Source organism: Paenisporosarcina cavernae (genome assembly GCF_003595195.1).
GTDB lineage: Bacteria > Bacillota > Bacilli > Bacillales_A > Planococcaceae > Paenisporosarcina > Paenisporosarcina cavernae.
In genome coordinates this window covers 842,350-869,041 of record NZ_CP032418.1, presented here as the reverse complement: position 1 = coordinate 869,041, position 26,692 = coordinate 842,350, and the positions used below count along the sequence as shown (strand labels likewise).

General features: G+C 38.4%; 29 protein-coding genes. 9 read left to right on the top strand and 20 right to left on the bottom strand.

The window, feature by feature from the left end; translation table 11 throughout:
- Positions 1-41: 41 nt before the first annotated feature.
- The gene (locus tag D3873_RS04335; RefSeq protein WP_238473826.1) at positions 42-1,094 is read right to left on the bottom strand and encodes a SepM family pheromone-processing serine protease; all 1,053 of its coding nucleotides are present in this window, start codon (positions 1,092-1,094) and stop codon (positions 42-44) included.
- 68 nt (positions 1,095-1,162) lie between these two features.
- Between D3873_RS04335 and D3873_RS04330 the strand changes: the two genes are divergently transcribed.
- Positions 1,163-2,044, top strand: coding sequence for a hypothetical protein (locus D3873_RS04330; RefSeq protein WP_119882884.1), 882 nt, complete (start codon positions 1,163-1,165; stop codon positions 2,042-2,044).
- Positions 2,045-2,110: 66 nt separating this feature from the next.
- Here the strand turns inward: D3873_RS04330 and coaD are convergent, their stop codons facing one another.
- From coaD to D3873_RS04310, 4 genes are read right to left on the bottom strand one after another with little or no spacing between them, the layout of a single operon-like run.
- Positions 2,111-2,593: a pantetheine-phosphate adenylyltransferase gene (gene coaD / locus D3873_RS04325; protein ID WP_119882883.1), complete on the bottom strand. Its 483-nt coding sequence runs from the start codon at positions 2,591-2,593 to the stop codon at positions 2,111-2,113.
- Between the two features lie 3 nt (positions 2,594-2,596).
- Complete coding sequence (rsmD, locus tag D3873_RS04320) at positions 2,597-3,154, bottom strand: 16S rRNA (guanine(966)-N(2))-methyltransferase RsmD (protein WP_119882882.1); 558 nt, start codon at positions 3,152-3,154, stop codon at positions 2,597-2,599.
- A 4-nt stretch (positions 3,155-3,158) separates the two neighbouring features.
- Positions 3,159-4,589 carry a hypothetical protein gene (locus tag D3873_RS04315; protein WP_119882881.1) on the bottom strand — a complete coding sequence of 477 codons (1,431 nt, stop codon included), beginning with the start codon at positions 4,587-4,589 and terminating at the stop codon, positions 3,159-3,161.
- A 17-nt stretch (positions 4,590-4,606) separates the two neighbouring features.
- Positions 4,607-4,879: a YlbG family protein gene (locus D3873_RS04310; RefSeq protein WP_119882880.1), complete on the bottom strand. Its 273-nt coding sequence runs from the start codon at positions 4,877-4,879 to the stop codon at positions 4,607-4,609.
- A 131-nt stretch (positions 4,880-5,010) separates the two neighbouring features.
- On the opposite strand from D3873_RS04310, the gene D3873_RS04305 reads away from it, so the two are divergent.
- Positions 5,011-5,925, top strand: coding sequence for a glycerophosphodiester phosphodiesterase family protein (locus tag D3873_RS04305; protein ID WP_119882879.1), 915 nt, complete (start codon positions 5,011-5,013; stop codon positions 5,923-5,925).
- A 189-nt stretch (positions 5,926-6,114) separates the two neighbouring features.
- Here the strand turns inward: D3873_RS04305 and D3873_RS04300 are convergent, their stop codons facing one another.
- Both D3873_RS04300 and D3873_RS04295 read right to left on the bottom strand, forming a co-directional pair.
- Positions 6,115-6,561: a YlbF/YmcA family competence regulator gene (locus D3873_RS04300; RefSeq protein ID WP_119882878.1), complete on the bottom strand. Its 447-nt coding sequence runs from the start codon at positions 6,559-6,561 to the stop codon at positions 6,115-6,117.
- A gap of 25 nt (positions 6,562-6,586) precedes the next feature.
- Positions 6,587-8,044 carry a UDP-N-acetylmuramoyl-L-alanyl-D-glutamate--2,6-diaminopimelate ligase gene (locus D3873_RS04295; protein ID WP_162920136.1) on the bottom strand — a complete coding sequence of 486 codons (1,458 nt, stop codon included), beginning with the start codon at positions 8,042-8,044 and terminating at the stop codon, positions 6,587-6,589.
- A 100-nt stretch (positions 8,045-8,144) separates the two neighbouring features.
- Between D3873_RS04295 and D3873_RS04290 the strand changes: the two genes are divergently transcribed.
- Positions 8,145-8,858 (top strand): amino acid kinase family protein, encoded by a 714-nt coding sequence (locus tag D3873_RS04290; RefSeq protein WP_119882876.1) that lies wholly within the window; start codon positions 8,145-8,147, stop codon positions 8,856-8,858.
- 17 nt (positions 8,859-8,875) lie between these two features.
- On the opposite strand, the gene D3873_RS04285 is transcribed toward D3873_RS04290, so the two are convergent.
- Positions 8,876-9,967, bottom strand: coding sequence for a CAP domain-containing protein (locus D3873_RS04285; RefSeq protein WP_119882875.1), 1,092 nt, complete (start codon positions 9,965-9,967; stop codon positions 8,876-8,878).
- 147 nt (positions 9,968-10,114) lie between these two features.
- Here D3873_RS04285 and D3873_RS04280 point away from each other — a divergent pair, with 147 nt between their 5' ends.
- Both D3873_RS04280 and ytvI read left to right on the top strand, forming a co-directional pair.
- Positions 10,115-10,480 (top strand): YugN family protein, encoded by a 366-nt coding sequence (locus D3873_RS04280; RefSeq protein ID WP_119882874.1) that lies wholly within the window; start codon positions 10,115-10,117, stop codon positions 10,478-10,480.
- Positions 10,481-10,576: 96 nt separating this feature from the next.
- Positions 10,577-11,635 carry a sporulation integral membrane protein YtvI gene (gene ytvI, locus D3873_RS04275; protein WP_119882873.1) on the top strand — a complete coding sequence of 353 codons (1,059 nt, stop codon included), beginning with the start codon at positions 10,577-10,579 and terminating at the stop codon, positions 11,633-11,635.
- A gap of 93 nt (positions 11,636-11,728) precedes the next feature.
- On the opposite strand, the gene D3873_RS04270 is transcribed toward ytvI, so the two are convergent.
- The 8 genes from D3873_RS04270 to cyoE all read right to left on the bottom strand — a co-directional run bounded on the left by D3873_RS04270 (position 11,729) and on the right by cyoE (position 18,611).
- Positions 11,729-12,190, bottom strand: a complete 462-nt coding sequence (locus D3873_RS04270; RefSeq protein ID WP_119882872.1) for a DUF420 domain-containing protein — start codon at positions 12,188-12,190, stop codon at positions 11,729-11,731.
- Between the two features lie 22 nt (positions 12,191-12,212).
- Positions 12,213-13,130 (bottom strand): cytochrome c oxidase assembly factor CtaG, encoded by a 918-nt coding sequence (gene ctaG / locus D3873_RS04265; protein WP_119882871.1) that lies wholly within the window; start codon positions 13,128-13,130, stop codon positions 12,213-12,215.
- Positions 13,131-13,288: 158 nt separating this feature from the next.
- Entirely contained in the window at positions 13,289-13,519 is a 231-nt protein-coding gene (locus D3873_RS04260) for a hypothetical protein (protein WP_119882870.1), read from the bottom strand.
- A gap of 165 nt (positions 13,520-13,684) precedes the next feature.
- A complete protein-coding gene (gene ctaF / locus D3873_RS04255; RefSeq protein ID WP_119882869.1) occupies positions 13,685-14,017 on the bottom strand; it encodes a cytochrome c oxidase subunit IVB in 333 nt (110 codons plus the stop codon).
- Position 14,018: 1 nt separating this feature from the next.
- Entirely contained in the window at positions 14,019-14,645 is a 627-nt protein-coding gene (locus D3873_RS04250) for a cytochrome (ubi)quinol oxidase subunit III (protein ID WP_119882868.1), read from the bottom strand.
- Positions 14,645-16,516: a cytochrome c oxidase subunit I gene (ctaD, locus tag D3873_RS04245; protein ID WP_119882867.1), complete on the bottom strand. Its 1,872-nt coding sequence runs from the start codon at positions 16,514-16,516 to the stop codon at positions 14,645-14,647. Before ctaD ends, D3873_RS04250 begins: the two co-directional genes overlap by 1 nt.
- 28 nt (positions 16,517-16,544) lie before the next feature.
- Positions 16,545-17,636, bottom strand: coding sequence for a cytochrome c oxidase subunit II (gene coxB, locus D3873_RS04240; RefSeq protein ID WP_119882866.1), 1,092 nt, complete (start codon positions 17,634-17,636; stop codon positions 16,545-16,547).
- A gap of 57 nt (positions 17,637-17,693) precedes the next feature.
- A complete protein-coding gene (gene cyoE, locus D3873_RS04235; protein ID WP_119882865.1) occupies positions 17,694-18,611 on the bottom strand; it encodes a heme o synthase in 918 nt (305 codons plus the stop codon).
- A 225-nt stretch (positions 18,612-18,836) separates the two neighbouring features.
- On the opposite strand from cyoE, the gene D3873_RS04230 reads away from it, so the two are divergent.
- Entirely contained in the window at positions 18,837-19,757 is a 921-nt protein-coding gene (locus D3873_RS04230; protein ID WP_274379956.1) for a COX15/CtaA family protein, read from the top strand.
- Positions 19,758-19,818: 61 nt separating this feature from the next.
- Here D3873_RS04230 and pyc read toward each other — a convergent pair whose 3' ends face one another.
- From pyc to D3873_RS04215, 3 genes are all read right to left on the bottom strand, one after another.
- Positions 19,819-23,256, bottom strand: coding sequence for a pyruvate carboxylase (gene pyc, locus D3873_RS04225; RefSeq protein WP_119882864.1), 3,438 nt, complete (start codon positions 23,254-23,256; stop codon positions 19,819-19,821).
- 14 nt (positions 23,257-23,270) lie between these two features.
- The gene (locus D3873_RS04220; protein ID WP_119882863.1) at positions 23,271-24,434 is read right to left on the bottom strand and encodes an FtsW/RodA/SpoVE family cell cycle protein; all 1,164 of its coding nucleotides are present in this window, start codon (positions 24,432-24,434) and stop codon (positions 23,271-23,273) included.
- Positions 24,435-24,502: 68 nt separating this feature from the next.
- The gene (locus D3873_RS04215; RefSeq protein ID WP_119882862.1) at positions 24,503-24,784 is read right to left on the bottom strand and encodes an Fpa/YlaN family protein; all 282 of its coding nucleotides are present in this window, start codon (positions 24,782-24,784) and stop codon (positions 24,503-24,505) included.
- Between the two features lie 134 nt (positions 24,785-24,918).
- On the opposite strand from D3873_RS04215, the gene D3873_RS04210 reads away from it, so the two are divergent.
- Genes D3873_RS04210 through D3873_RS04200 form a run of 3 tightly spaced genes read left to right on the top strand, consistent with a single transcriptional unit; the run spans position 24,919 to position 26,077 of the window.
- Complete coding sequence (locus D3873_RS04210; protein ID WP_119882861.1) at positions 24,919-25,419, top strand: peptidyl-prolyl cis-trans isomerase; 501 nt, start codon at positions 24,919-24,921, stop codon at positions 25,417-25,419.
- Positions 25,420-25,430: 11 nt separating this feature from the next.
- Positions 25,431-25,634, top strand: coding sequence for a YlaI family protein (locus D3873_RS04205; protein WP_119882860.1), 204 nt, complete (start codon positions 25,431-25,433; stop codon positions 25,632-25,634).
- Positions 25,634-26,077: a hypothetical protein gene (locus D3873_RS04200; protein ID WP_119882859.1), complete on the top strand. Its 444-nt coding sequence runs from the start codon at positions 25,634-25,636 to the stop codon at positions 26,075-26,077. Before D3873_RS04205 ends, D3873_RS04200 begins: the two co-directional genes overlap by 1 nt.
- A 287-nt stretch (positions 26,078-26,364) precedes the next feature.
- On the opposite strand, the gene D3873_RS04195 is transcribed toward D3873_RS04200, so the two are convergent.
- Positions 26,365-26,688 (bottom strand): YlaH-like family protein, encoded by a 324-nt coding sequence (locus D3873_RS04195; protein WP_119882858.1) that lies wholly within the window; start codon positions 26,686-26,688, stop codon positions 26,365-26,367.
- Positions 26,689-26,692: the final 4 nt, after the last annotated feature.

The window sequence follows — 26,692 nt, the reverse complement described above, 5'->3', positions numbered from 1 at the left end:
CGCAAAAAGACAAACTCCAATTTTCTGGAGTTTGTCTTTTATCATGATTTCTTTTCTTCAAGCTGTTCCAAATAAGTAATGGCATCGTCAACAGTCTTCACTGGAACAATTTTCATATCTGTTCCAATTTTTTTAGCTGTTGCAAGTGCCTCTTGATAGTTGGACACTAAATCAGGATATTTTTCTTTAACAGCTGCTGGAAGTTCATCATCTGGTGCAAAAAAGATTTCCATTCCTTGGTCCGCTGCAGCGATTATTTTTAAATCGATACCGCCAATTCTTCCAACCGTGCCATCTGGGAAAATTTCTCCTGTACCCGCAACTTGGTATCCTTTTGCCAAATTTTCGTCCTCTAACTCATTTAGCAATTGTAATGTAAACATCATTCCAGCGGAAGGACCACCAATTTGTTCAGATTTAATAGTTACTTCTCGGTTTGTTTTCACCGTTTTATCTTCCATAAATGCGACGCCTAATCCAACTCTTCCATCTTCACCGGGGATTTTATCCAAGGTGATTTTTTGTGTCATTTTTTTCCCGTCACGCAAAATTGTTAATTCGATTGTGTCTCCTTCTTTTTTGGACGCTAAGTAAGAAAGTACTTCTTGTAAGGTTACTTCGCTCAGTTGATCAATTTGACGGATAGAATCTCCCGCTTTTAACTTTCCATCTGCAGCAGATTCGCCCACCACATTCACGACATATAACCCCTTAGAGGTAATTTTGTAATCAAGTCCCGCACGATCGAAAGCAACAATAACCGCATTGTTTTGAGAAGAAGACATCAGTTTTAGTTGTCGAAGATCGTATTCCTCTTCTGTTTCATCCGGATTTCGAATTTGGTTCGTCTCCACGATTCTTCCGTTATTTGTCACTTTCGACCACACATAATTGAGCGGAGTTGCCTTTGCGACGGCAACTGTCATCAAATGGAGTTCCCCAGTGTCGTCTTCATCAGCATTTTCCACGTGTACTAATGGACTCAACGGGTATGCGCCACCAGGTTTCATAATATACATATTAAGAGGAAAGTAAGAACCGAATAAAATAAGTAAAATGAGAAATCCATATCCAACTATTTTTTTACTTTGCACTATTTTTCCCCCACGTTCTCATTCTGTTTTACTATTTATTCTCATTGACAATAAAACGAGGTGTTCGATTGCAACGAGTGGTAACGCTATTTTTCATTGGCTTTTTACTGGCACTTTTTTTAGTACAACCCTCTGCAACCTATGATGGAGCGAATTTTGGTATGCAATTGTTTACGACGAAACTTCTTCCCTATTTGTTGCCATATTTGATCGTCTCGAAATGGTTTATGTCGATATTGTTCCAACATTCACCTGTGCGAAAGAATTTTTTCTTTTATTGCCAGTTGTATTTAATCGGGGCATTAGGAGGGTATCCAAGCGGAGCAGCAACCATTGTGCACCTAGCAGAGAGCGAGGTTATCTCTAAACCCCAAGCGAATCATTTGCTAGGTATTGTACATGCTCCCAGTCCTATTTTCATCATTGGCTATGTTGGAGCAGAAATTTTACATTCTTTCCAACAAGCACTTCTATTACTTGTGATTTTTCATGTAGCAAACCTTGTCCTGCTTGTATTTAGTTGGAAAACATTTCTATACGATTCGTCGAATACCTCGTTATTACCTTCAAACATGAAGAAGGAATCCTTTGCATCTAGTGTAACAAAGTCCGCACAAACGATGCTAATTGTAGGTGCTACCGTGATTTTTTTTACTGCCGTTAGTCAGAATCTGATCCAAGCTTGGAAAACTTCCTCTATACCTTTTACAGAAAGTATGCAATTAGCCATCTATAGTTTGTTTGAAATGACAGCAGGGTTAGAAGTAGCTCATCATATGAGTGTTTCCATTATCATCATTATCGTAATCATCCTGTGGAATGGTTGGAGTATTCATATGCAAGTGTATGTTCTAGCAAAAAGCATGTCACTTCGCGTGAAACATTATCTTTTTTATCGTATTGCTCATAGTATGCTTGTGTTTGTTATCTGTATTTTATTCCTTAAATAAAAATTGTAACTAGCCATCTTTCCAAGAAAAAATCTTCCCTGAAACCGACTAGTTACAATGTTCGTTTTACTCTGCAAATTTTTCTTTTAACGCTACCTCTACGACTTTTGGTACTAAATCAGAAATGTCGCCACCATATTTTGCAACTTCTTTTACAATGCTAGAACTTAAGAAAGAATATTGATTATTCGTCATAATGAAAAACGTCTCAATTTCTTCATTTAATACGCGGTTCATCGAAGTAATTTGCATCTCATACTCGAAATCGGATACTGCTCGTAATCCACGAATAATTGCATTTGCATTCACTTCTTTTGCATAATCAACTAACAGTCCGGAAAAAGTAGAGACCTCCACATTATCGATCTCAGAAGTAGCCGATCGAATAAGTTCCACTCGCTCATCCGCAGAAAACAATGGGTTTTTTGATGAGTTATTCAATACAACAACATGTATTTTTTCAAATACACGTGCTCCTCTTTTGATAATATCTAAATGACCCAATGTAATTGGATCAAAACTTCCTGGTACTACAGCAATTTTTGTCATTTCTTAATTCTCCTCATGGTGGTAAAAACTCAACGCAATTTGACCATATATTTCGGTTCGTGTACATCTAAAATTTCCAAATGTCAGCGGTAACGTATTTCCTTTATCATGTTCACAAACAACTGTTGTCCTTTCAGATAATAATGCTAATTCATCTAATTTTTCTACGAGCGTATAAAAGCGAAGTTCTTTATATGGCGGATCGACGAATAATAAATCGATTTTCTCCTCGATTTCCGCTAATCGCTCAACCGCTTTTTTCGCATCTAGTGGAAGAATTGTCGCACGTTCTAAAAGTCGACATTTTTCCAAATTTTGTTGAATGGTTTGTACAGCTTTTCTATCTCGATCCACGAAGTAACCATGATCCATTCCACGACTAAGAGCTTCAATTCCTAATGAACCACTTCCCGCAAACAAATCCACTACAAATCCTCCATCAAAATAAGGTCCAATGATATTAAACATGGATTCCTTCACTTTATCTGTTGTTGGACGAGTGTTTGTTCCTGGAACGGCTCGTAATGGTATTCCCTTACAATCTCCCGAAATTACTCGCATTACTTCACTCCTCGAAAATGGCCGTTGGCACAATGTTAATCCGGTTCTCTTGCTTTTCGATTTCAAGCAAAAACAATCGCATGAGCCATGTTTCTTCAATGAAAAATTCGTCTCCTACTTGTTCAATAGGCTGTGTGAATATGTCATACTTTCGCTCATTAAATACATAGAAATCTTCATCCAATGGAAAACGGAATGCTCGAGCTGCGTTCGTTACATAATAACCATTCTGACCTACTCGTGCGTCGTAACCCATTAACGATAGTAACGGTTCGACACTGTATAGGACTCGTCCATTATGAAAAATAGTTTTCATCGACTCTTGTTCCAACTGGTTGAAAAAAATCTTCCGCGAGTCTTCAAATACTAATGGAAATACCGCATCTCTTATCTTCTCGTTGGTTGCAAAAAAAGTAGTTTTTTGCCCTAACATTTCACTTATTTTTTTATCTAACAAAGAGGCACTCAAAGGTTGGTGCTTTAATTGTTGTAAAAGTGTCGTGAAGTTAGATTTTTGTTGCTCTGTGAAATAACCATTTAATTGCTGGTACATCTCTTTCGATTTAGTGGACCCAATCGGCTCATTTAGTAAAAATGACGTCACAACATCTTTTGTAAACGTTGTCTCAGCGGAAAAAACAAAAAGGTTATTAACGCTTCCTTCCAAGATAGCAGATGAAAGTTTTTGATTGTCATTTGGTTGTACAAAAAGGATTCGCTTCGATTGCTCTACCTTTGGAACAAAGGAAGTCTCTAAAATGGCTAAATGTTCCGATGCGAGAATTTCGGCACTTTCTAATTGTGTTTTCTCTTCCTCCGAAATAGTTTTAGAGGAATAGATGGAAACCGTATCATCTTTATACACTGCAGGCACGTAGGTAGGCTGGAAATATAAGTCTTCCACTACACCTTTTCCATCGAAATACACATAATCGATCAAGTCCATTGATTTCCGCCCAATTGCCGGCAGTCCAGTCAACCAGAGCCCACCTAATTTACGCTCGTCCGACAAATGTATTTTCGTATGAGAAGGTTCTCCATTTTTTAATTGAATAAACATTCCTTTCCACAATGTTTCACTCGTAAGAGCTTCTGTGATTGGAATTTCATAGGATAGTCCTTGAGAATTTGGTACGCCCTTATTAAATTGTTTCATGTCTTCTGTCAACCGTTCACAGCTTGTCGTTTCATCCACAACACACGCGCGATTTTCACTTTGCATTGGCCAACTAATCGTAATGTCATGGTCTGGAAGGTTGAAAAAACGTTGAGTAATGAAAAAACGCTCACCACGGAGCGTCAGTGTAATTTCTTGCTCATATGTAATAGACGCTCCATCACTTCCAATATCCGTTGAATACGCTTGATACTGAAAAAAAAGAAGGAACGTATTTAAAAATAGTAATAACAACACAAAGCCGGCGGTAAATTTCAATTTACGCAACCTCCAACCTATAACCCAATTTTATAATCATATTCTTTCGCTTTATCTGGTTTCGAGTTCTCGTATTCCGATTTAATAAATGGACGCATAGACGCTTTTACATCCTTTACAAAAGGTAATTTGCGCAGTTTTTCCGTGAGAAATTCAATTTGTTCGCGATCAGTGTACATAACCACGTATTTCATTCTCCGGGAAATGAATTGAACATGACCGTATTTCCGTAAAGATTTTGCTTGTTTTAAGTGGTGTACATAGACAATTAAACCTTGTCGATCTACCATATATTTCGCCTCATTTCTTCCTTTCAAGAATACCATAGCAAGAAAAAATCACGCAACCGCTCTTACATTGTTCTATTCGAACAATTTCCGTTATAATCAACTTATTCCATCATATTTAGGAGGAACGAATTATGGGTAAGAAGACGAAAGTAGCTGTTGCAATCGCTGCTGCTAGTGCTGCAGCATGGGCTAGCTCGAAAGCACTAACGAAACCAAAACCAAGAGATAAAAAAGATGCACTCAATTACGACACACCGATTGTGATGGCACATCGTGGTGGATCTAAAATTGCTCCTGAGAGTTCCTTATCAGCGTTTCAACAAGCTGCTGAATTAGGTGTGCATGGATTTGAAATTGACATTCGCTTAACGAAAGATGAAGAGATTATCGTTTTCCATGATGAATATATCGATCGCACTACGGACGGTTCAGGAAAAGTAGCTAACTATACATTAGAAGAACTTCAACAGTTTGATCTTGGGTATCATTTTTCCAACGAAAACGGACAGTATACGTATCGTGGAAAAGGCGAAAAAATCATCACGTTAAAACAATTATTAGAAGAATTCCCCCTGCAATTGATCAATATTGACATGAAAGACTCTCCTGAGGCATATGAAGGCAGCCTTATCCCTTCTAAATTATGGCGCTTAATAGAGGAAACTTCTTCGCATAATCGAGTAGTCGTTAGCAGTTTCTACGATGAACAAATCGATCGTTTTAACTTATACGCACAAAACTCTATTGCGTTAGGTGCTGGAGAGAATGAAGTACGCAAGGCATTCTCCGCATATACGAGTCAATTCGGGCATTTGTATTCACCTCGAGCAGACGTAATTCAAATTCCTGTAAAACACGGAGTCTTCCAGCTAGATCGTCCAGGTTTCATTCATTTCCTAGACAAACTGCAAGTTCCGGTACATTATTGGACAATAGACGAGCCTGAAGCAATGAAACAGTTGATCGCTTCAGGCGCAAAAGGTATCATTACGGATCGTCCCGATGTCGCAATGGAACTGCTAAAGGATATAGAACCAACTTCTTAATGACTTTGAACAACCACTATCAGGAATAACACATTCAAAAAATCCGATCGATTCTTCGACATTCAACGTAATGTAGCGAAATTGGTCGGATTTTTATTGTTTTACGCGTTGAGTCTTACACGAAATAAAATCTAGAATAGGACAAAAAAATAAGTATCCCGAATGAATCGAGATACTTATCATCTGCCACTAAGCCGAGCAAGAACAACTCCCACCGGTTCCACAGCTGCTACCACAACTAGAATCCGTTGCAAAAAACGGATTTGAAACTGGCACTTTTACGGAATCAGAGACAGTCTTCCCAACTAATAAACTGACTTCATCAAGTAAGTCTTGAACGTCATTTTCTGCCACTTTTAGTGCAGCAATATGCTCATCTATATCTAACTCGCGTTTTAAAACACGAATCTCCTTCATTGTTTCTTGATAATTTGGATGATATCTGCCGAACCTTTGAACTTCTTCATAAAGCTCTTTCATCTTGATAAAGCGTCTAAGCTTATCAACAAGCACTGGATTTTCATATACCTTTTCATATGCGTTGAAATAAGCTTTAACGACCTCTGATGAAAGAATCATCTCGGTTAACAGATCGGCTTCATCCATTATCAATGCCCACTCTGAGGTCATCATCATGGATCATCCCTCCAATCCATTCTAATCATAACAGAAAATGATTCTTTTTAAAGTCCTCGACTACTTGAAAGTCTGAAAATGGTATTTTTTCAACCCCAATTTGTTGATACATTTCGTGTCCTTTTCCTGCTACCACCACAACGTCATTTTCATTTGCCAATTTTAACGCTCTCTCAATAGCAGTCTTTCGATCAACGATAATTTCAATTCGATTGGTTGAAGGAAGTGTACCGACAATTTCCTGACAGATAACCATTGGGTCCTCTGTACGCGGATTATCGGAAGTGATGATTAAATATTGACTATAATAACAGCCGATTTCCCCCATCATGGCGCGTTTTTGTCTGTCTCGATCACCACCACAACCAAAAACAGTAATTAATTTACCCTGACAATTTTTTGCGCACCATTTGAGCGTTTCTTGTAACGCTTTCGGGGTATGGGCATAATCGATAACCACATATACCCCATTCACCTCTTGGGTCGTACTTCTTCCCTCTGGTAACGCAAGGGTGGGAGTGAAACAGCCAATTTCCTCTAACGAATAACCTAGTGCCTTTAAGGCGGAAATTGCCGCAATGACATCATATGTTAAATGTTCCCCACTGAAACGACAGTTTAGTTTCACTTTGGAATCGAGATGAACAAACGTCATATTTGTCAGTTCTTCAGAAATCATTTCGTAGTCTTCTACCCGAAAAAAACGGACATCTTTTCCTTTGTTTTGTGACGCTTGAAACCATGTATTATCATTGAAATCAACGACACATGTAGTGGCTAACTCTAAAAGTCGTAATTTTGCATGGATGTACTTTTCGATTGAACCATGTTCATCGATATGATCATGATTTATGGCTAACCCAACTCCAATATCGATGTCACAACCGTCCAATCGATAATTTTCTAACCCAATCGAGGAAGCTTCCATAATGAGTACAGCAATTCCACGATCCACACAGACACTAATCATTTGTTGCAATTCATTAGCATCCCAAGTTGTCATGTGCTTTGGAGCGTCGGATAGTTTTTGCTGATTTACATAACAACCATTCGTACCAATAGTGGCATTTGATACACCTAATTGGGTTAATAATTGGGAAATGAATGCGCAAGTAGTCGTTTTCCCATTTGTTCCTGTTACCGCAATGACTTTTACCTTTTGCGATGGGAAATTGCGAACAGCAGCACATGCATATGCGTAAAATTTCTTTGTATTTGGAACAATGCATACAGCCACTTCTTCGTTTTGGAAGAACTCGACCGCTAATTCTTTTTCAACAACAATACAGTCAGCCCCATTTACAATCGCCTCGTGTACAAAATCGTGCCCATCTACCTTTTTTCCATCAATCGCTACAAACATATCGCCTTTTTGGACATCTCTAGAATCGCTACAAATACGATTTACCTCTTGACGATAGTTCCCTTGCTTCCAGTCACATGGCCAATTCTTTAACAGCTCGGAAATAAAAACGATTTCCACCCCACACCTTCGAAAATTTGCTTGCATAATCTAGAAACAGGTTAATGTACCATATGAAATTTGCGTGCAAAGGGTCACTATCGTCTAAAGGGGTAGATAAATGATTGTTCAAAAATTTGGTGGTATTGCTATGCAAACCGCTTCGCATAGAGAAATGTGTGTTCAAAAAGTTATCGATGCAGTCACCGAGCATTCGAAGACAGCTGTTGTCCTATCTGCTATAGGGAGATCTCCAGATCCATATGCCACAGACTCTTTACTTTCCTTATTACCGAAAAAGGAATCACAGACAGAAGCCAGCGACTTAATCAGTAGTTGCGGAGAATTAATATCGATTGCTATTTTTCAACAATTGTTAGAACAGAAAGGCATCAAGTGTTCCTTGTGTTATGGAAACATGATAGGTATACGTACGGATAACCAATTTGGTCAAGCAACCGTCATACAATTAGAAAAAGAAAAGTTATTAGAAGCACTAGAGAAGGTCGAATGCTTAATTATTGCTGGGTTTCAGGGAACGACATTAGAAGGAAAAATCACGACACTTGGAAGAGGTGGAAGCGACTTAAGCGCAATTTACGTAGCAGAGATGGTAAATGCACAAAAAGTAATTTTTTATAAAGATGTTCCAGGAGTTTTAAACAAACATGGAGAGATGTTTGATTTTCTATCATATGAGCAACTTGAAGAAATTTGCGCGTGTGATAAACCCATCATTCATTCCAAAGCAACTACTTTGGCTAAACAATGGCGTATACCGTTAGAAATCACATCATTTTATGAAGCAAAAAAAGGAACCATCGTTGAAATGTGATGGTTCCTTTTTTACTATCACTCTTTAGCTGGTGTATTAGACGAGGAATCTTCTCCCAGCTCTCTTGAAACATAGGTCTCCGTGTACATCCGACCAAATACTCCAACGCCGGCATTCGTCATATCTTCGTCCAATAACGTGTCCCGATGATCGTCTGAATTCAACCAACCATGAACCACTTCTGCAGCATCATAATAGTTTTCCGCGATGTTCTCTGCAGCTTTTTTGTAGTCAATTTTTTCCGTACTTAATCGTGATTGCAAATCGCCGTAACCAGGAGATTCAGAAGAGAAGTAATGTTGAATCACCATTTCTTCACTATGCTGTCGAGCTGTTTTGGAAATAAAATAATCATACGTTAATTCGTCAAGTCCATGCTTTACTCGATAGATATTTGTCAGCGCAAACAATTGTTTTTCATTTGCCCGATCAATCGAAATTTGCTTTGCCGTAGACGGAACGGCTGGTGCTAAATAATCCCCAGCATACATCATTTCGTAAGGTTGATGTAGGACAAGTGTTTCGGCATCCATAAATCGAATCGCTTCCACTACTTCATCCTCTTCATCCACATAGACTTGAGCCAAAACATCCGTCATTTTAACTAAAATACGATTTTTCAAATCATCTTCTAACAACGTAAATGTATACGTATTGTTTCCAATAGAAACTGAAATCTCCGACTCAATTATCGTGGTGCGATATAAATCCTCTATTGTTTGCCCAACTTGAAAAGGTGATGCATTTAAACCATCGCCAGCTATATACACTTGCACGATTTTTTTATCTTTTACACCAATCATCATGTATTCCATCGATTGGTTATACACCCACCAAGAATAACCGTATGCAGAAGGGTCTACTCGATCCGGTTTACCAAACATTTTTTCGAAGCTAGATACATCCTTGCCAATGTATGTCGATAGTCCTTCTTTCGGACGAGGAACATTTTCTTCATCTACCGGAGTGATTAAATTTGATTCTGGGATTGCTACGTTACCAGATGTAGGAGCTTGCAAGACATTATTTTCTTTTACATTTGAATTCGTCAGAATGAAAATAACACCAATGATTCCAAGTACGACTAAAATGCGAAACAAATTTTTCAAATGGAATACTCCTTCCGAACGTCATACTACAAGTATAACCGTTTCAACGCTTTCGACACAATGTTGTCATTGCATCCATGACTAATTTAGACTATGATAAAATGGAAAGAAAGATGGATATAGGAAGTAAATAAGGAGGGTTTCTTTATGTATTTCGAAAATACTGGGCTTGAAAATGCAGCTGCTGATTTAAACCTATTAGATGACATTATGTTAAAACACGGTTTAGTTCGTGAAGGACAATGGGATTATGAGCGTGTAACGTATGACAAAAAATATGTTATTAAAGAAGGCACATTCTATCTTCGTGTATTTGGTTTCACAAAAGATGGTGATGTAGGTGCACATGATGCAATAATTACACTGATGAAACCAGTTGTTGGAAAGCACTATTACCCACATGGTGTTGAATACGGTGAAGAAGAGCATTTCCCAGCTCATTTATTAAAAAGCTGTGAACAAACACTTGCAGCTGTCAAAGCTGACTTAAATGCATTTGAAATTCACGCGTAAACGTCGAAGTTTTTCTTCGACGTTTTTTCATTTTCAATTATCGGATAAATGTCTATACTTAAAAGAAAGAAGCTTTCACTTTGATGGGGTGCGTATATGCCAAAATGGTTCAACAAAAAGTTACTCATTATTTTATCAATTATAATAATCGCAATTTTGTTAGTTGTTTTCATTCTTCCGTTAGCAATTCCAATCATTTTAGCATTGTTAACCTCCTTTTTATTAGAACCATTAGTAAAATTGGCGAAGAAAACGTTCAAGTGGAATCGTAAACCGGCGGTAATACTCGTATTCATCTCATTTTTAATCATCGTTTCATTGTTGGTTTATTGGGCGATAACACAACTCGTAGCACAAATCATCCAATTAGCAAAAGTCATTCCAGATTACTTTAAATCTTTAGCAACTGCATGGGATACCATTCAAGCAAGGTTACTTTATCTAGCTCGAGATATGCCTCCTGAAGTTGTAACTGCGATGAAGGACCAGATGAATGACTTAGTAAAAGACTTACAAGGCGGAATATCGAATCTGATTAGCAATGATTCTATTACAACATTGGTAACAGAAATTCCAAATTTCTTAGTCAGCTTCATCGTCTTTCTCATCGCTCTCTTTTTGTTTATGCTTGATTTAACGGAATTAAAGAAAACAGTTTTCCGTCATCTTTCACCCGCATCAGCAGAAAAAATGCGATTCATGATGAGTAGATTGAATTCAGTTGTTTTCGGTTTCATGAAAGCACAAATTCTTGTTAGTTTCATTATATTAGCAGCCAGTTTAATTGGTTTATGGATCATTGCACCGAAATACGCAATTGTGATGTCCTTGATTATTTGGATAGTTGACGTTATTCCTATACTTGGTTCAATTATTATCGTAGCTCCTTGGGCGATTTATCAATACGCTACCGGAGATGCAGTAATGGGCACGAAACTTGCAATATTTGCTGCGATACTTTTAATCATTCGTCGAACGGTTGAACCAAAAGTGATGGGTTCACAAATTGGTCTCTCACCACTCGCAACATTAATTGCGATGTTTATTGGTCTCAAATTATTTGGCTTCTTAGGTTTCTTTATCGGTCCATTGGTCGTCATCATTTTTACCACTGCAAAAGAAGCAGGCATCATTAAAACTAATTTCAAATTATAATCAAAAAGACGCAACCACAACGTAAATTGTGACTGCGTCTTTCTTTATTTCAAGGCGTGATGGTAGTTCCAAAAGAACGAAACGATAATGTAATTAAAAACCTAAGATTGCTTTGAAAACTGAGGTCGTTTCTCCGCCTTGGTAAACCACATATAATAGTGAGTAGACGATGACTCCTGTAATCGCGGTAAAAAACCAAATAATACTCGTAATTGGTCCAATTTTCCGATGACGTACTAAGTTGTTTTTATATCCAGTGTATATGGAAACTAAGCCAAATACTCCTCCACTAGTTGCCAAGAAAATATGAAAAACTAAAAATACCGTATAAAAAATCTTCATATCAGCTGGTCCACCAAATGCTGTATTACCGATGAAAATGGTACGGGACATGTAAATTATAAAGAAAGTTAATGCCGAAATACCAGCTGCTAACATTGTTTTCTTATGTGCTTCTACTTTCTTCTTACTAATGAGCACCCAACCAATTGCAACTAAAACAGCGCTCAAGACGATAAAAAATGTACTTATTGTTGGTAGTAAAGGTAAGTTCATCATCATTCTCCTAATTCAACAGTTAAATAGAGTTACTTTGTAAAGCTTGGCGATCTCTTAGTGCTTTATCTGTAATTGCATCGGCATTTTCTTGTTCACTTCGGAACCATTTAAAGAACACCATCGCTAAAAATACCCCGTAAATTATTTCTTGCACGACCTTCATTACAATACCACCTAATTGCTGATCTTCCACTACTGGCATGTTTGTAAATAACTCAGGTCCGGATATTCCAAGCGAAGCGAGTTTTCCGTCAGGAACACACAATTCCATCGCTTTTAACCATGCTGCACCACTAGAATATGTTTCGTACATCGCATTGTCATTAAAGATAATGAGTGCACAAGCTGGGGTAATTAATATGGCACTACCAATGATATAACCCACTTGTTTCAATCCACTAATTTGAGGTTCACCAGGGACATTATTAAATAGCGGCCACCATAAAAACAAAGAAGCAAAAAATAAATTTGCTGTCATGATAATATGAAGAATCTCATTTTGCTTTACCGTATCAAATAGTAGCGGAATATGATAAATCGAGAATAATGCACTAAATAATATTAATGCCACCAAAGGATTCGCGAACAAATTAAATAAGAAACGAATGACCTTCACTTTCAAAACTCGCTCCCACAACCATCCTGGAATTCCCATAATAACCAAAGGTGAAACTAAAAATAATAGTAACGCCATTTGGATCATATGAACAAAGAACAATATATGACCAAGGAGGTCTAGAGGCGAACCCTTAATCGCGTAGAAAATGACCATAGCGATTGAAAACTGTATCACCTGTTTCCTCGTCGCTTTCTCTCCATTTTCAAAAGCTGAGTATTTCTTGAAAACAATATATAAATACAAAAGTATAATAGCAATACAAAAAACGAGTAAATACGGACTCCATAATGCTTGAAAGCCAAAAATCGATAATGGCACGGAGACTGCCTCCCTTCCTCATGTATGTTCATTATAGCTTGTAACTAATGCGACATCAATGAACGGAAAGTGACAATTACTGGCGGGAGCACGTTTAGGAAAGATAGAAATGAAACTATTCTTTGCGGAAGTACAACAGGTTGGGAAAAGTAAATAGATTAGTCCGTCATGCGTCTTGAATATTTCAATTGAAAGAATAATGATGAGTCACCGCTATTGTAGGAAATAGATTCCCCGGAATTGACGATCGATTCTCGGGCATAGGTGATCGATTCTCTATCATAGACGATTGATTCTTCAGCAATGGCGATCGATTCTCGGGCATAGGTGATCGATTCTCGAGCGCAGACGATCGTTTCAACCGCGTGAAGAATTTCCAAATGTCTCACATATTCACTACAATTGCATAAGATGTCTCCACCTTATTAAACGCCGCATCCTAGTACGATTTCCCCCCGAATCCTGAGCTATTCTTACAACAAAAAAGACTGTAGACAACTCCATGTAAATGAGTGTCTACAGTCTGATAGAAGGTTACCCTTCTACTTTCATTATTACCACCAAATAATTGTAACAAAAGTAAGAACAGTGATAAATGCAACCAATGCTCCACTAAAAATGAAGAATTGAGCAGTTCCATGACCTTTGTGACTCATGTGCATGAAATAGTAAAGTTGTAATACTACTTGCACTGCAGCCAATAACAAGATAATCGGTGTAACTAACAAGGACGAGAATCCTGCATGAACCATTGTAAAGGCAATTAATGTTAAGAAGATCATGATAGCGAAAGTTGTTACCTGACCTTGCATCTCATTTTTGGCTTTACGGCGGCTATATTCATATTGAGTTTGTGTTTTCACATGAGTGTGTACGTCGTGTGCCATCTTAACCCATCACTCCCATCAAGTAAACAACTGTGAAGATGAATACCCATACTACGTCAATGAAATGCCAATACAAGGAAGCAACATAGAACTTCGGTGCATTGTAAAGATTAAATCCGCGTTTTGCATTTCGCAACATTAATAATGAAATCCAGCCTAAACCTACAATAACGTGGAGTCCGTGTGTTCCAACTAACGTAAAGAACGCGGAACTAAATGCACTGTGCGTGTAGCCAAAGCCGATATGAACATAATGATAGAACTCGTAAATCTCGAACCCTAAGAATCCAAGACCTAGCAGTACTGTAATTGCTAACCAAGCTTGCATTGCCTTAAAGTTGTAATTCTTCATGTGATACATAGCGTAAACACTTGTTAATGAAGAAGTTAAAAGTAACATTGTCATAATGAATGCTAGTGGCAATTCAAATAATGACGTCGTTGTAAATTCACTCGTAGCTGGTCCTCTATTTTTAAGTGCCAAATACGTTGCGAATAAACTTGCGAATAAAACAGTTTCTCCACCAAGAAATAGCCAGAAACCTACAAACTTGTTTTTACCTTCAAGCGTTGCCGTTTCAGGATGATCCGGCCAAGACTGAGGGGAGTATTTTGTATTAAGATCCATTACTCATTACCCCCTTTGTAAGATGGTAAATCTTCTTTGTGCACATGGTATCCAAGATCATCTTTCAATGAACGAACAGCCATAGAACCTAACGTAATTAATAACCCAATGATAAGGAAAATAAGTGTCCAACCTTTTCCTTCATCTTGATGATACATTGCTCCAAAAGCAGCTACAAACAATCCAAATGCCATAATTAAAGGAATGATGGAATTGTTCGGCATATGAATATCACCAAGTGGCTCTGCATATACCATGCCTTCTTCGTTTCCTTCTTGCTTTTCTATCCAGAACGTGTCTAAACCACGAACTAATGGTGTTTTTTCAAAGTTATAGAAAGGAACTGGTTGTGGAATCGCCCACTCAAGAGTACGTCCGTCTCCCCATGGATCGCGTCCAACATAATCCTTGCTCATTAAGCTCATAACAATATTCACTAACAAGATAATTACACCAGCAGCCATTAATACAGCTCCAGATGAACTAATTAAGTTAAACGTATCCCAACCTTGATCTGCTCCATACGTAAATACACGACGTGGCATACCAAGTAATCCTAAGAAATGTTGGATGAAGAATGTTAAATGGAAACCAATAAAGAATAACCAGAAAGTCCATTTACCCATTGTTTCGCTAAGTAATTTGTTCGTCATAATTGGCCAATATAAATGTAGTCCTGCTAATAAAGCGAGCACTACTCCACCTACGATTACGTAATGGAAATGGGCAACGATGAAATACGAATCATGTAATTGATAATCAAGTGGTGCAGCAGCTTGCATAACACCAGTAACCCCACCTGCAACGAATGTTGGAATGAAAGCTACAGCATAAATCATTGGTGTTGCAAAGCGAATGTTCCCGCCCCACATTGTTAAAAGCCAGTTAAAGATTTTCACACCAGTTGGTACTGCAATTGCCATTGTAGCTACTGCGAAGATCGCATTGGCTGTTGCACCCAAACCAGTTGTAAACATATGGTGAGCCCAAACCATGAAGCCTAAGAAACCGATCAATACAGTTGCAAAAACCATAGAAGAGTAACCGAATAAACGTTTACGAGAGAAAATAGGGAAAATCTCAGAGAAAATACCAAATGCAGGTAATACTAAGATATACACTTCAGGATGTCCGAAAATCCAGAAAAGATGTTCCCAAATGATCGTATTACCACCCATTGTGTGATCAAAGAAATTTGCTCCAAACATGCGGTCAAAAATCATTAAGAATAAACCGATTGTTAATGGAGGGAAAGCAAATAAGATAAGAGCAGATGCTACAAACGTTGTCCATGTAAATAATGGCATACGCATGTAAGTCATACCTGGTGCTCTCATATTAATAATTGTCACAAGGAAGTTAATCCCCGCAATTAATGTTCCTGCACCGGAAATTTGAAGTCCTAATGCATAAAAGTCAATACCATGTCCTGGTGAATAAATAGAAAGGGATGCATAAGATGTCCACCCTGCATCAGGAGCTCCACCTAGGAACCATGATAAGTTAAGGAAAACTCCTCCGAAGAAGAATAACCAGAAACCTAATGAGTTTAAGAACGGGAACGCTACGTCACGTGCACCAATTTGAAGTGGTACCACGGCATTCATGAATCCGAAAAGTAACGGCATGGCCGCAAGGAAAATCATAGTCGTACCATGCATCGTAATAATCTGATTAAACAGTCCTGCACTGACAAAGTCATTGTCAGGCTGCGCTAATTGAATACGGATTAGCATTGCCTCGATACCGCCGACTACGAAGAAAAGTCCGCCGGACAATAAATATAAAATGGCAATTTTTTTATGGTCAATTGTCGTTAAGTATTCCCATAAAGTTGCGCCAAATCCACGCTTTTGAGCAATCGAACTCACAATTTTAACCTCCTTCGTTCAAGAAAAATTATTTTTCAACAGATAGTCCTAGTAAGTATTCTGCTAGAGCACTTAACTCTTCATCTGTAAATTTCTTACCATTATTAATTGTTTCAGGTTGTGGCATTTTGTTACCTGGTTTGAAATATTGTGGATCATTAATCCACGCTTTAATATTTTCTTCGTCGTGTGGTAAGAAACCAGCAACACGGTTGCGATCACCAAACGTTGTTAAGTTAGGTGCAATTCCGCCACCTGATCCAGCACCTGAGACAGCGTGACATGACATACAGCTAGCTTCGAATAGTTCTTGTCCTTGAGATGCTGTAGCACCTTCTGCAGAAGCTGTTTCTTCACCAGTAGCTTTCATGCTATCTACCCAAGTATTGAAACTATCACGATCCATGGATTTTACTTTGAAATCCATCAAAGCATGGGAAGGTCCGCAAAGCTCCGCACATTTCCCGTAAAATACACCATCTTCTAATCCTTCTGATTTTTCATCAAAAGTTAAATAGAATGTGTTTAAGTTATCTGTATTCGCATCTAATTTACCACCAATTGCTGGAACCCAGAACGAGTGTTTTACGTCAGATGCTTTAATATTGAAGTACACTTTTTCACCAGTAGGAACAACCAATTCTTGAGAAGTTACTACTCCTAAGTCTGGATATTCAAATTCCCACCAATATAATTTAGCTGTAACATTTACCGTTAAGTTTTTCGCATTACCTTCTTGGTCTTTTGCAGTCATTCCTTTTACATCCGCAAGATTGTATGTGGAAACAACTGTAGGTACTGCAAGAATTAATAACAAGATAATCGGAATAATAGTCCAAATGATTTCTAACGTGTGACTTCCTTCTACTTGTTTAGGCATATGGTTTTCGCCAACTTTAGAACGACGGAACTTCACAATTGCAATTGCATAAATGGCAATAACAACCACGATTACAAGCACCATAATCCCTGTAGATAGGATCATTAAATCCAATTGCTCTTTTCCTACTTCACCAGCAGGCGTTAAGGTAGAAAGTTGTTCTTTACCACAAGCGGAAAGAAATACTGTTAACGCGGCAAGAATGGAGAAAAGACGCCACTTTTTAAGCCCTTTCATCATAGCTTAATCAAACCCCTCTTTCGTAGTTGAAATGTAATGTAAAAATGGTGTAAAAAATTAGCTGAAAATCGAGAAGATAATCATGGATACAAACAAAATGGTCATATAGTTTAGTGAATAAATGAACATTCCTTTTGCCCACTTTAAATCATCATCTACTTTAAATCCTTTGATTGCAAGTAACAACCAACCGATATTTAATGCGGTTGCAAGTATTAAAAAAACAATACCAAGCTTCGCCAATAAAAATGGCAGAGGGAATAAAAGTAAGATCCAACCAAGCATGGATACTTTTGTCCGCTTAAATCCTTTGATTACCGGCAACATTGGAATTCCAGCTGCGCGATACTCCTCTGTTCGTTTCATCGCTAACGCATAAAAATGAGGCGGCTGCCAAGCAAACATGATGAGGAAAAGTGCAATTGCGCCAAAACCTAAAGATGGTTCTACCGCTGCCCAACCAATTACTGGAGGAATTGCACCAGAGATACTTCCTACTATAGTGTTGCTTACATGCTTTCGTTTGGACCACATTGTATAAAGTACAACGTAACTAATGATACCAGCTAATCCCCATATTCCGGCTGATAAGTTAACCGAAAATAACAAAATCTCGCCTATCACAAGAAAGATGAGGGCAATCGACAAAACGGTACTTGGTTTAAAACGACCTGTCACTGTCGGCCTAGCTTTTTTGCTCGCCATAAACGGATCAATATCACGATCAATAAAATTATTCATCGCTGCAGAACCGGCTATGATAAAAGCTGTTCCGAACATTGTCAAAATTAACACGTCAAGTTCAGCTAAAAAATGACGGTCTGTAAATTGAAAAGCCAACCATAATCCAGTGAAAGCAGTAATGAGATTGGAATTGACGATTCCAATTTTAATAAGTGCCAAAAAATCTGCTATAAGTGTTTTTGTATCTGAATTTGATCCTTCAGCTACAACCATACTTCGCCCGTTTGACATATAACTCCTCCCTTCGAGTTTCTAAGCATATTCCGCTATCCTTACTATATCGAAAATTGATGGGTTTTTCTATGCTAAAAGGGGATTTTTATGAACAATTTGTGAAGCTAGTCCCTTCTATCTAGGAGTTGATTGCCTCTGCACATTGTTTTTTCCTGTTATCTTCGCTATTATCAAACAAGCAGGGATGTAATCCCAATTGTCGTATTAAAAGAAGGTGAACATGTGCTTAAAACACGAATTTTAAAAATTTTATCCGTTGCTTCTACTTTAGGTATGTTACTCATTTTACTAGGTGGAGCACTCGTTACAAAGACGGGTAGTGGAATGGGATGCGGTCGTCACTGGCCAGGATGTAATGGAGAATTAATTCCGAGTGTCATCACTCCAGAAGTGTTGATCGAATTTTCACATCGTGTCGTCACTGGCTCCGTTAGTATCTTAATTGTCTTACTCGCTATTTTTGCATGGCGGTGGATTGGGCACATTAGGGAAACAAAACTACTTTCTATTTCCGCTATCTTTTTCTTAGTTCTCCAAGCTTTAGTTGGTGCAGCTCAAGTGCTTTGGGGACAAGGAGATTTCATCTTAGCTTTACATTTTGGTATCTCCTTAATTTCATTTGCTTCTGTTTTACTCTTAACTTTATTAATCTTTGAAGTAGATCGTAAATTTAAGGCGGACCAACTAGCCATAAGTTCCGCGTTGCGAAAAAACACCATTGGTGTGGCATTGTATTCCTATATTGTTATTTATACAGGTGCACTCGTTCGACATACAGATTCAAGTCTTGTTTGTTTGGACTGGCCATTGTGCAACAATGGAGATTTTAGTCTCCCATCTAACATGTACCAATGGATTCAAATGGGGCACCGAACTGCAGCGGCGTTAATTTTCATTTGGATCGGTTTAATCCTCTGGCACGTGATGAAACATTACCGAAATGAAAAAGTTCTCGTGAAAGGTTGGCTCATTGCTTTCATCATCGTCTCACTTCAAGTGACGTCTGGAATGTTTGTTGTATTAACAAGTCTTAATCTTTACGTGGCTTTGCTACATTCCCTCTTTATTTCCTTACTTTTCGGGTTACTTTGTTACATGGTTCTATTAATTTCACGTAGTAGTAAGCAAAAAACTGACTTCTAAGACACGATTGAGTTGTCTAGAAGTCAGTTTTTTAGTTGAATGAAACATGTTAGTTTCTTATTTACATTTTTTCCATTTCAATCAATAATTCTCCCGTCGCAATCGAACTGCCAGCAGATACATGGATTTGTTTCACAATTCCATCATATGGCGCTTGGACAGTTGTTTCCATCTTCATTGCTTCGGTAATAAGTAAATGTTCTCCACGTTTCACTTTACTTCCAACGTCTACTAACACTTTCAGAACCGTTCCAGGCATTGTCGCACCAATATGTTGTGGATTTCCTGCATCCGCTTTCGCTTTTACTGGTCCAGTGCTTTCTACCGTGACATCTTGAATATCAATTTCTCGTGGTTGTCCATTTAGTTCAAAGTACAACGTACGCTTCCCATCCGCTTGTGCTTGACCAATCGAAACTAGTTTCACTAAAAGTGTCTTTCCTGTTTCGATTTCTACTTCTAACTCTTCCCCAAGCTTCATTCCATATAAAAAGGTTGGTGTATCAAGAACAGACACATCTCCGAATTGTTTTGTCGTTTCCATAAATTCGTCGAATACTTTTGGATAAAGGGAATAAGCTAACACTTCATGACTACTAATTGGACGGTTCCACTTATTAAATAACTGTTCTTTCAAACTCTCAAAATCAACTGGCTCAAGCAGTTCTCCTGGCCGAATAGTAATCGCTTTCCGATCTTTTAAGATTACTTTCTGTAATTCTTCTGGGAAGCCACCATATGGTTGCCCGATATAGCCTTGGAAGAATTCGATCACAGAGTCTGGGAAATCGATCGTTTTTCCCTTTTCTAAAACGCTTCTTTCGTCTAAATCATTTTGTACCATAAATAACGCCATGTCCCCTACTACTTTTGAAGATGGAGTCACTTTCACTACATCTCCAAATAGTAAGTTAACGCGGGAATACATGTCTTTTACTTCCTCAAAACGATTTCCTAATCCAACTGCTTTCGCTTGTTGTTGTAAATTCGAGTATTGACCACCTGGCATTTCGTGCACATAAATTTCAGTATGTGGGCTCATCATCCCTGATTCAAAGTCACTGTAATACTTGCGCACGTCTTCCCAATAGTTTGAAAGCTTCTCGATTTCGTTAATATCAGCTCTTAATGCTCGTTCTTTCCCACTTAACGCATAGTAGAGTGTATTTGCACTCGGTTGAGATGTTAAGCCAGCCATAGTACCAAGGGCTGTATCTACGATATCGACACCTGCATCAATTGCACGGCTATACATATAGATTCCGTTCCCACTAGTATCATGCGTATGCAAATGAATCGGTAAAGAAATGGAGTCTTTCAATTCACTAATAAGTCGGTACGCTGCTTCTGGTTTAAGTAATCCGGCCATATCTTTAATAGCTAAAATATGAGCACCAGTAGCTTCTAACTCTTTTGCCATATCTTTATAATATTGCACCGTATACTTCGCACGTGAATCATCTAAAATATCTCCAGTGTAACAAATAGCCGCTTCTGCAATTTTTCCAGATTGGCGTGTCGCATCAATTGCAACTTCCATTCCTTTAATCCAGTTTAAGCTATCAAATATACGGAAAACATCCACTCCTGCTTGAGCAGATTTCAAGATGAATTCACGAATGACATTATCTGGATAGTTCGTATAACCAACTGCATTCGCTCCGCGAACTAACATTTGCAACAAGACATTTGGCATCTTTTCACGCAACGTTATTAAACGATCCCATGGATTTTCTTTCAAGAATCGATACGCAACATCAAATGTCGCTCCGCCCCACATTTCAAAAGAAAATGCATCATGTAATCCATGCGCCGATTGTTCAGCGATCTTGAACATATCATGCGAACGAACGCGAGTCGCCAACAATGATTGATGTGCATCACGCATTGTAGTATCCGTTATTAAGACGTCATTTTGATCTTTTATCCATTTTACTAATCCTTCAGGACCAAGCTGATCTAATAACTGTTTCGTTCCGCTTGTTGGTGTCACATTCGCAATTTCCGGAATTCTTGGTTTCGCAAAAGAAGGCTTTTCCGTGCGTTCAATTCCTGGAAAACCATTTACGGTCACATTTCCGATATACGTGAGTAATTTGGTTCCCCGGTCTTTTCTTGTTGGGAATAAAAACAACTGCGGCGTTGAGTCTATAAAGCTCGTATTAAAATCACCGGATAAAAAGTTCGGATGTTTGACGACATTTTCTAAAAATGGAATATTTGTTTTTATTCCTCGAATACGAAATTCTTGTAAATTTCGATCCATTTTCGCTGCCGCTTCTTTAAACGTCTTCCCCCATGTCGAAACTTTCACAAGCAAGGAGTCATAAAACGGCGTAATAATCGCTCCTTGATACCCATTTCCAGCATCTAATCGAACGCCGAAACCGCCTCCAGAACGGTAAACCATTAATTTACCTGTGTCGGGCATAAACTGATTTAACGGATCTTCTGTCGTCACTCGAGACTGAATCGCGAAGCCGAGTAGTGGAATCTTCTCTTGCGAAGGGATTCCAATTGCATCTCCAAAGATCATTTCCCCATCGGCAATCAGAATTTGCGTATGTACAATATCGATTCCGGTGACCATTTCTGTAATCGTGTGCTCTACTTGTATACGCGGATTTACTTCAATGAAATAAAACTGATCTCCCTGAACTAAAAATTCTACTGTTCCAGCATTGATGTAGCCAACATTTTTCGCAAGCGCTACAGCAGCTTCACAAATTTTGTCACGAAGTGCTGGATCCAACGAATTAGAGGGAGCAATTTCCACGACCTTTTGATGTCGACGTTGAATTGAACAGTCCCTTTCATACAAATGCACAATGTTCCCATGCTTGTCCCCTATAATTTGGACTTCAATATGCTTTGGTTTATCCACAAATTTTTCTACATACACTTCATCTGAGCCAAACGCTGCCTTCGCTTCCGATTGTGCTCGTTCAACCGCTTCTTCTACTTCCGATTCCGAAGGCACAATCCGCATTCCACGTCCACCACCACCTAGAGCAGCCTTGATCATGAGTGGGTATCCGAATTCATTCCCAAAAGCTTTGACATCGTCTACAGATGAGATTGGACCATCACTACCAGGTATAACAGGAATATTAGCGGCAACTGCTTGCTGCCTTGCTTTTACTTTGTCTCCAAACATGTCTAAATGAGTGGATGTCGGCCCTATAAAAATAATGCCCTCTTCTTCACATCGTTTAGCAAACTCTAAGTTCTCCGATAAAAACCCGTATCCAGGATGAATCGCATTTGCCCCGCTTTTCTTCGCAATTGCAATAATTCCTTCAATATCCAAGTAAGCATCAATCGGTTTTTTCCCTTCCCCTACGAGATACGATTCATCGGCTTTGTAGCGATGAAACGACGACTGATCCTCTTTTGAATAAATACCTACCGTTTTCACTTTCAATTCTGTACAAGCACGGAAAATCCGAATGGCAATTTCTCCGCGGTTTGCAACTAAAATCTTTTGAATGGTTTTCATCTTTTCTAGCACCCCTAGCTACGAGAATTTTCGACTTTCACAAACATTGCTACATTTATTAAAATCCCCATTGCGAGGGATAATAACACCACGGAAGTACCACCATAACTAATGAATGGTAATGGAACACCTGTAAGGGGGATCAAACCAAGCAATCCTCCCAAGTTGATAAACGTCTGAAATCCGATAAGACTGCCAATACCCGCAGCAATCATTCGAGCCTGTGTATCTTTTGCTTTCATTGCTATAGAAAGTGCACGAAGCACGATGAAACCTATTCCACCTATAACGATTAGTGTACCCGCAAGTCCAAGTTCTTCTGCGATAATCGCCATGATAAAATCTGTTTGTGGTTCAGGTAAGTATCCAAGCTTTTGGACAGACTGACCTAATCCTAGTCCCTTTAAACCTCCTGCTCCAATTGCTAAATAGCCATTCACAATTTGAAATCCAGAGCTTTGTGCATAATCAAAAGGATGGAGAAACGCTTCAAGACGTTCGATTCTCTTTTCCGTAATGAACGTATCTCGTATTAAATATAAAATAGGAGATGCCACAGCAATTAATGCAAAGATAACACCAAATAGCTTGGCGAATGTTTTCCCTTTAATCCCACTTGCAAGCAAAATTGATAGCGTCACGAATAGAATAATTCCCGCTGAACCTAAATCGACTTCTGTGAAAACAGAAAAAAATGCAAGGAGCAAAACGGCAATCGGCGGATAAATTGATTCGTTTAATTGATTGAGCGTACCTTTCGATTCCTTATTTGCAAATACAGCTGAGAAGTAAAGAATCATAATAATTTTGGCCAACTCAGAAGGTTGTAAACGTAGAGGACCTAAAACAATCCACGACTTAGCGCCATTCACTTCATCACCGATAAAATGCACACCAAAAAGGAGCGTGAACATCACTAATAGCATTAATCCCATCATCGATTTTCGACGATAATGCTTGTACGGAATAAACGCCCCCAATAAAAAAACTGGTATAGACACACCGAGATTGAGTAACTGACGTTTGTAGAAATGATCCGGTGCATAGTCATACACATTCATTGCCCAAACCATACTAGCGGAATAAATCATCACCAGTCCAAATAGGCAGAGGCCAACGAACGTGATAAACAAAGGGTAATCAAAATGTTGCATGTAACGTTTTAAATATGTATGCATGAAAAGAACCTCATTTGAAAGATGTCTGTATGAAAAAAACTCAAACAGAAAAAAGTTTGAGTTTCAATCTATTTGTCTGTGTAAGCCTCGTGTAAAATGGAAAGTTCTTTTTCTAAACTACTTAAGAGATTTTTCCCTTGCTCTCGTTCGATTAAACCAAGCTTTACAGCAAAATCTATTTCTTTTGATAAGCCAAACATTTGTGTATCTAAGACTTCCTCATATAGAGGACATTGTGGCATTGTTAAATGGTCCATTTGGACTTTGATCAGTTTAGCAATTTTCTCTGCATCTTCCATAAGTAATTGCATGGCCGCTTCCTGATACGTCTGAGCCGATTTAATTTCCATGAGGACGCCCCCATACCTTCTAGATTCTCTTTAAAGTGTATCTTTGTAGCAACGAAATTGCAAGTGTCGCTTCTGTTACAAGGAAGCGTTATACTAACTATAGTACATAAAGGTTTTAATAGGAGGAGAAACAAATGGAAAGAATTATACCGATAAAAGGAAACGTCAAATATACCATCACTCTTGATCCAACGGTGTGGATTTTCGATGACCGTAAAATTGATTTAACTACGTATTTTGTGGAAGAACGTGTGGAAATCGATCCCAATCTAGCATATACAAAAGATATGTCGGCTCACTGGTCACGTGAAATCATGGAAGGTGCAACTGTCCCTCCGACGTTAAAAACGGAAAAGAAATACGAAAAAACAAAAATGTTAACAGGTACTTTCGGAATACTGTTAGAACCGTTTATCAAAAACGCAGAACCAGCAGCTGATGCAACACAACTTATTTTCGAAACAACGGATGGAATTGATCACGCCTTTGCATTTCAAGATTTGAATACGATTTTGTTACAATATAGTTTAGAGGGAAAACCGTTAAATGAGGATGGTCCCGTTTATGTATTGAAAACAGATGGTTCCAACCGAAACAATCCCATTAAAAATGTTTCAGCTATCCGTGTGGAATAGGAGGAAATCATATGCGAGTAAAGTGTGTGATTTGTGATACAATCGAACAACTTGGTGATGACACACCATATGCAAAAAAATTGCGAAATCGTCCCATCCACACATTCATGTGTGAAACATGCCACGACCGAATCGCCGAAAAAACAAACAAACGATTAGCAACTGGAACATTTCGTTTTTATAAAAGTTCCAGACGAATTGAAGAGGATTTCTAATGTCTAGCCGTGTCGTAAGGGAAGGCACACTTACTGGTTTGCTTAGCGGGACAATACTTGGACTTGGATTAAAGATGGTTGAAGTTACAACTAACCTTAATGTGTATACATTATTGCTAAACGTAGACTTCATTCCCATTATTGGTTCCGTTCAATGGAATGAAGTCATAGAGTTTGCTTTTCATCTCATTATTGCCGTAGTAATTGGAATAGTGTACATGTATTTACGAGGGAGACTAGAGCTGGAACGGTTTCGTTCTCTCCTGTTAGTTGCAGTTGTTCTAGGTTTTCCAACTATTTTCTTGTACTTTCCACTAAGCTTCTTAGCAATAAAAGACGTTCCATCGTGGGATGATTATGCTGCATTTTTTTGGTGGTCATTGATACATATACTTTATATTTTCTCATTACCAGTCCTGACAAGGTTGCTACCAAAACAATAAACTGAACCCCAGCACACTTTTTGTGAGCTGGGGCTTTTTTATGTTGCCTAAACGACAAATTATTTAAATCTATTTTTGTCGATAAAAAAATATCATGACTACCGGAATTGTATTAGAAAGTGGCCTCTATAAGCGGTCATCAGCATTCTATCAGCGCAGAACCCCATTCTATCGGTGCACCGAGTCTAAAAACCCTCTTTAGAGAATATACCAACTCTCAATAGCGACAAATTCAGTTCAATAAAAAGACCTACTCAAGTCAACTGACTCGTGTAGGTCTTCTATCGTTAAATCATTCCTTGTTTCTTTTCATTTCGCAATCGGATTTTATATAGAATAAGGATCAATGCTGCGATGATTAATCCTTCTACCACTGGCAAAAAGAATGCCAAGAATGTAAGGACCAAACAACCTACAAATAAGAATGTGTAGATGATCACATTTTGTCGTAGAGGTAACTTTTTCGCAAATCCTAATTTATACACTAATGCGGAAAGTAAAAAGATCAGCGCAAACAATACGTACCCAGCTACATCGTAGTTTGGCATAAATTCATAAATCGAGCGGGCTATGGGATACATATGTTCATACACAAACTGTTGCTCTTCCATTTAG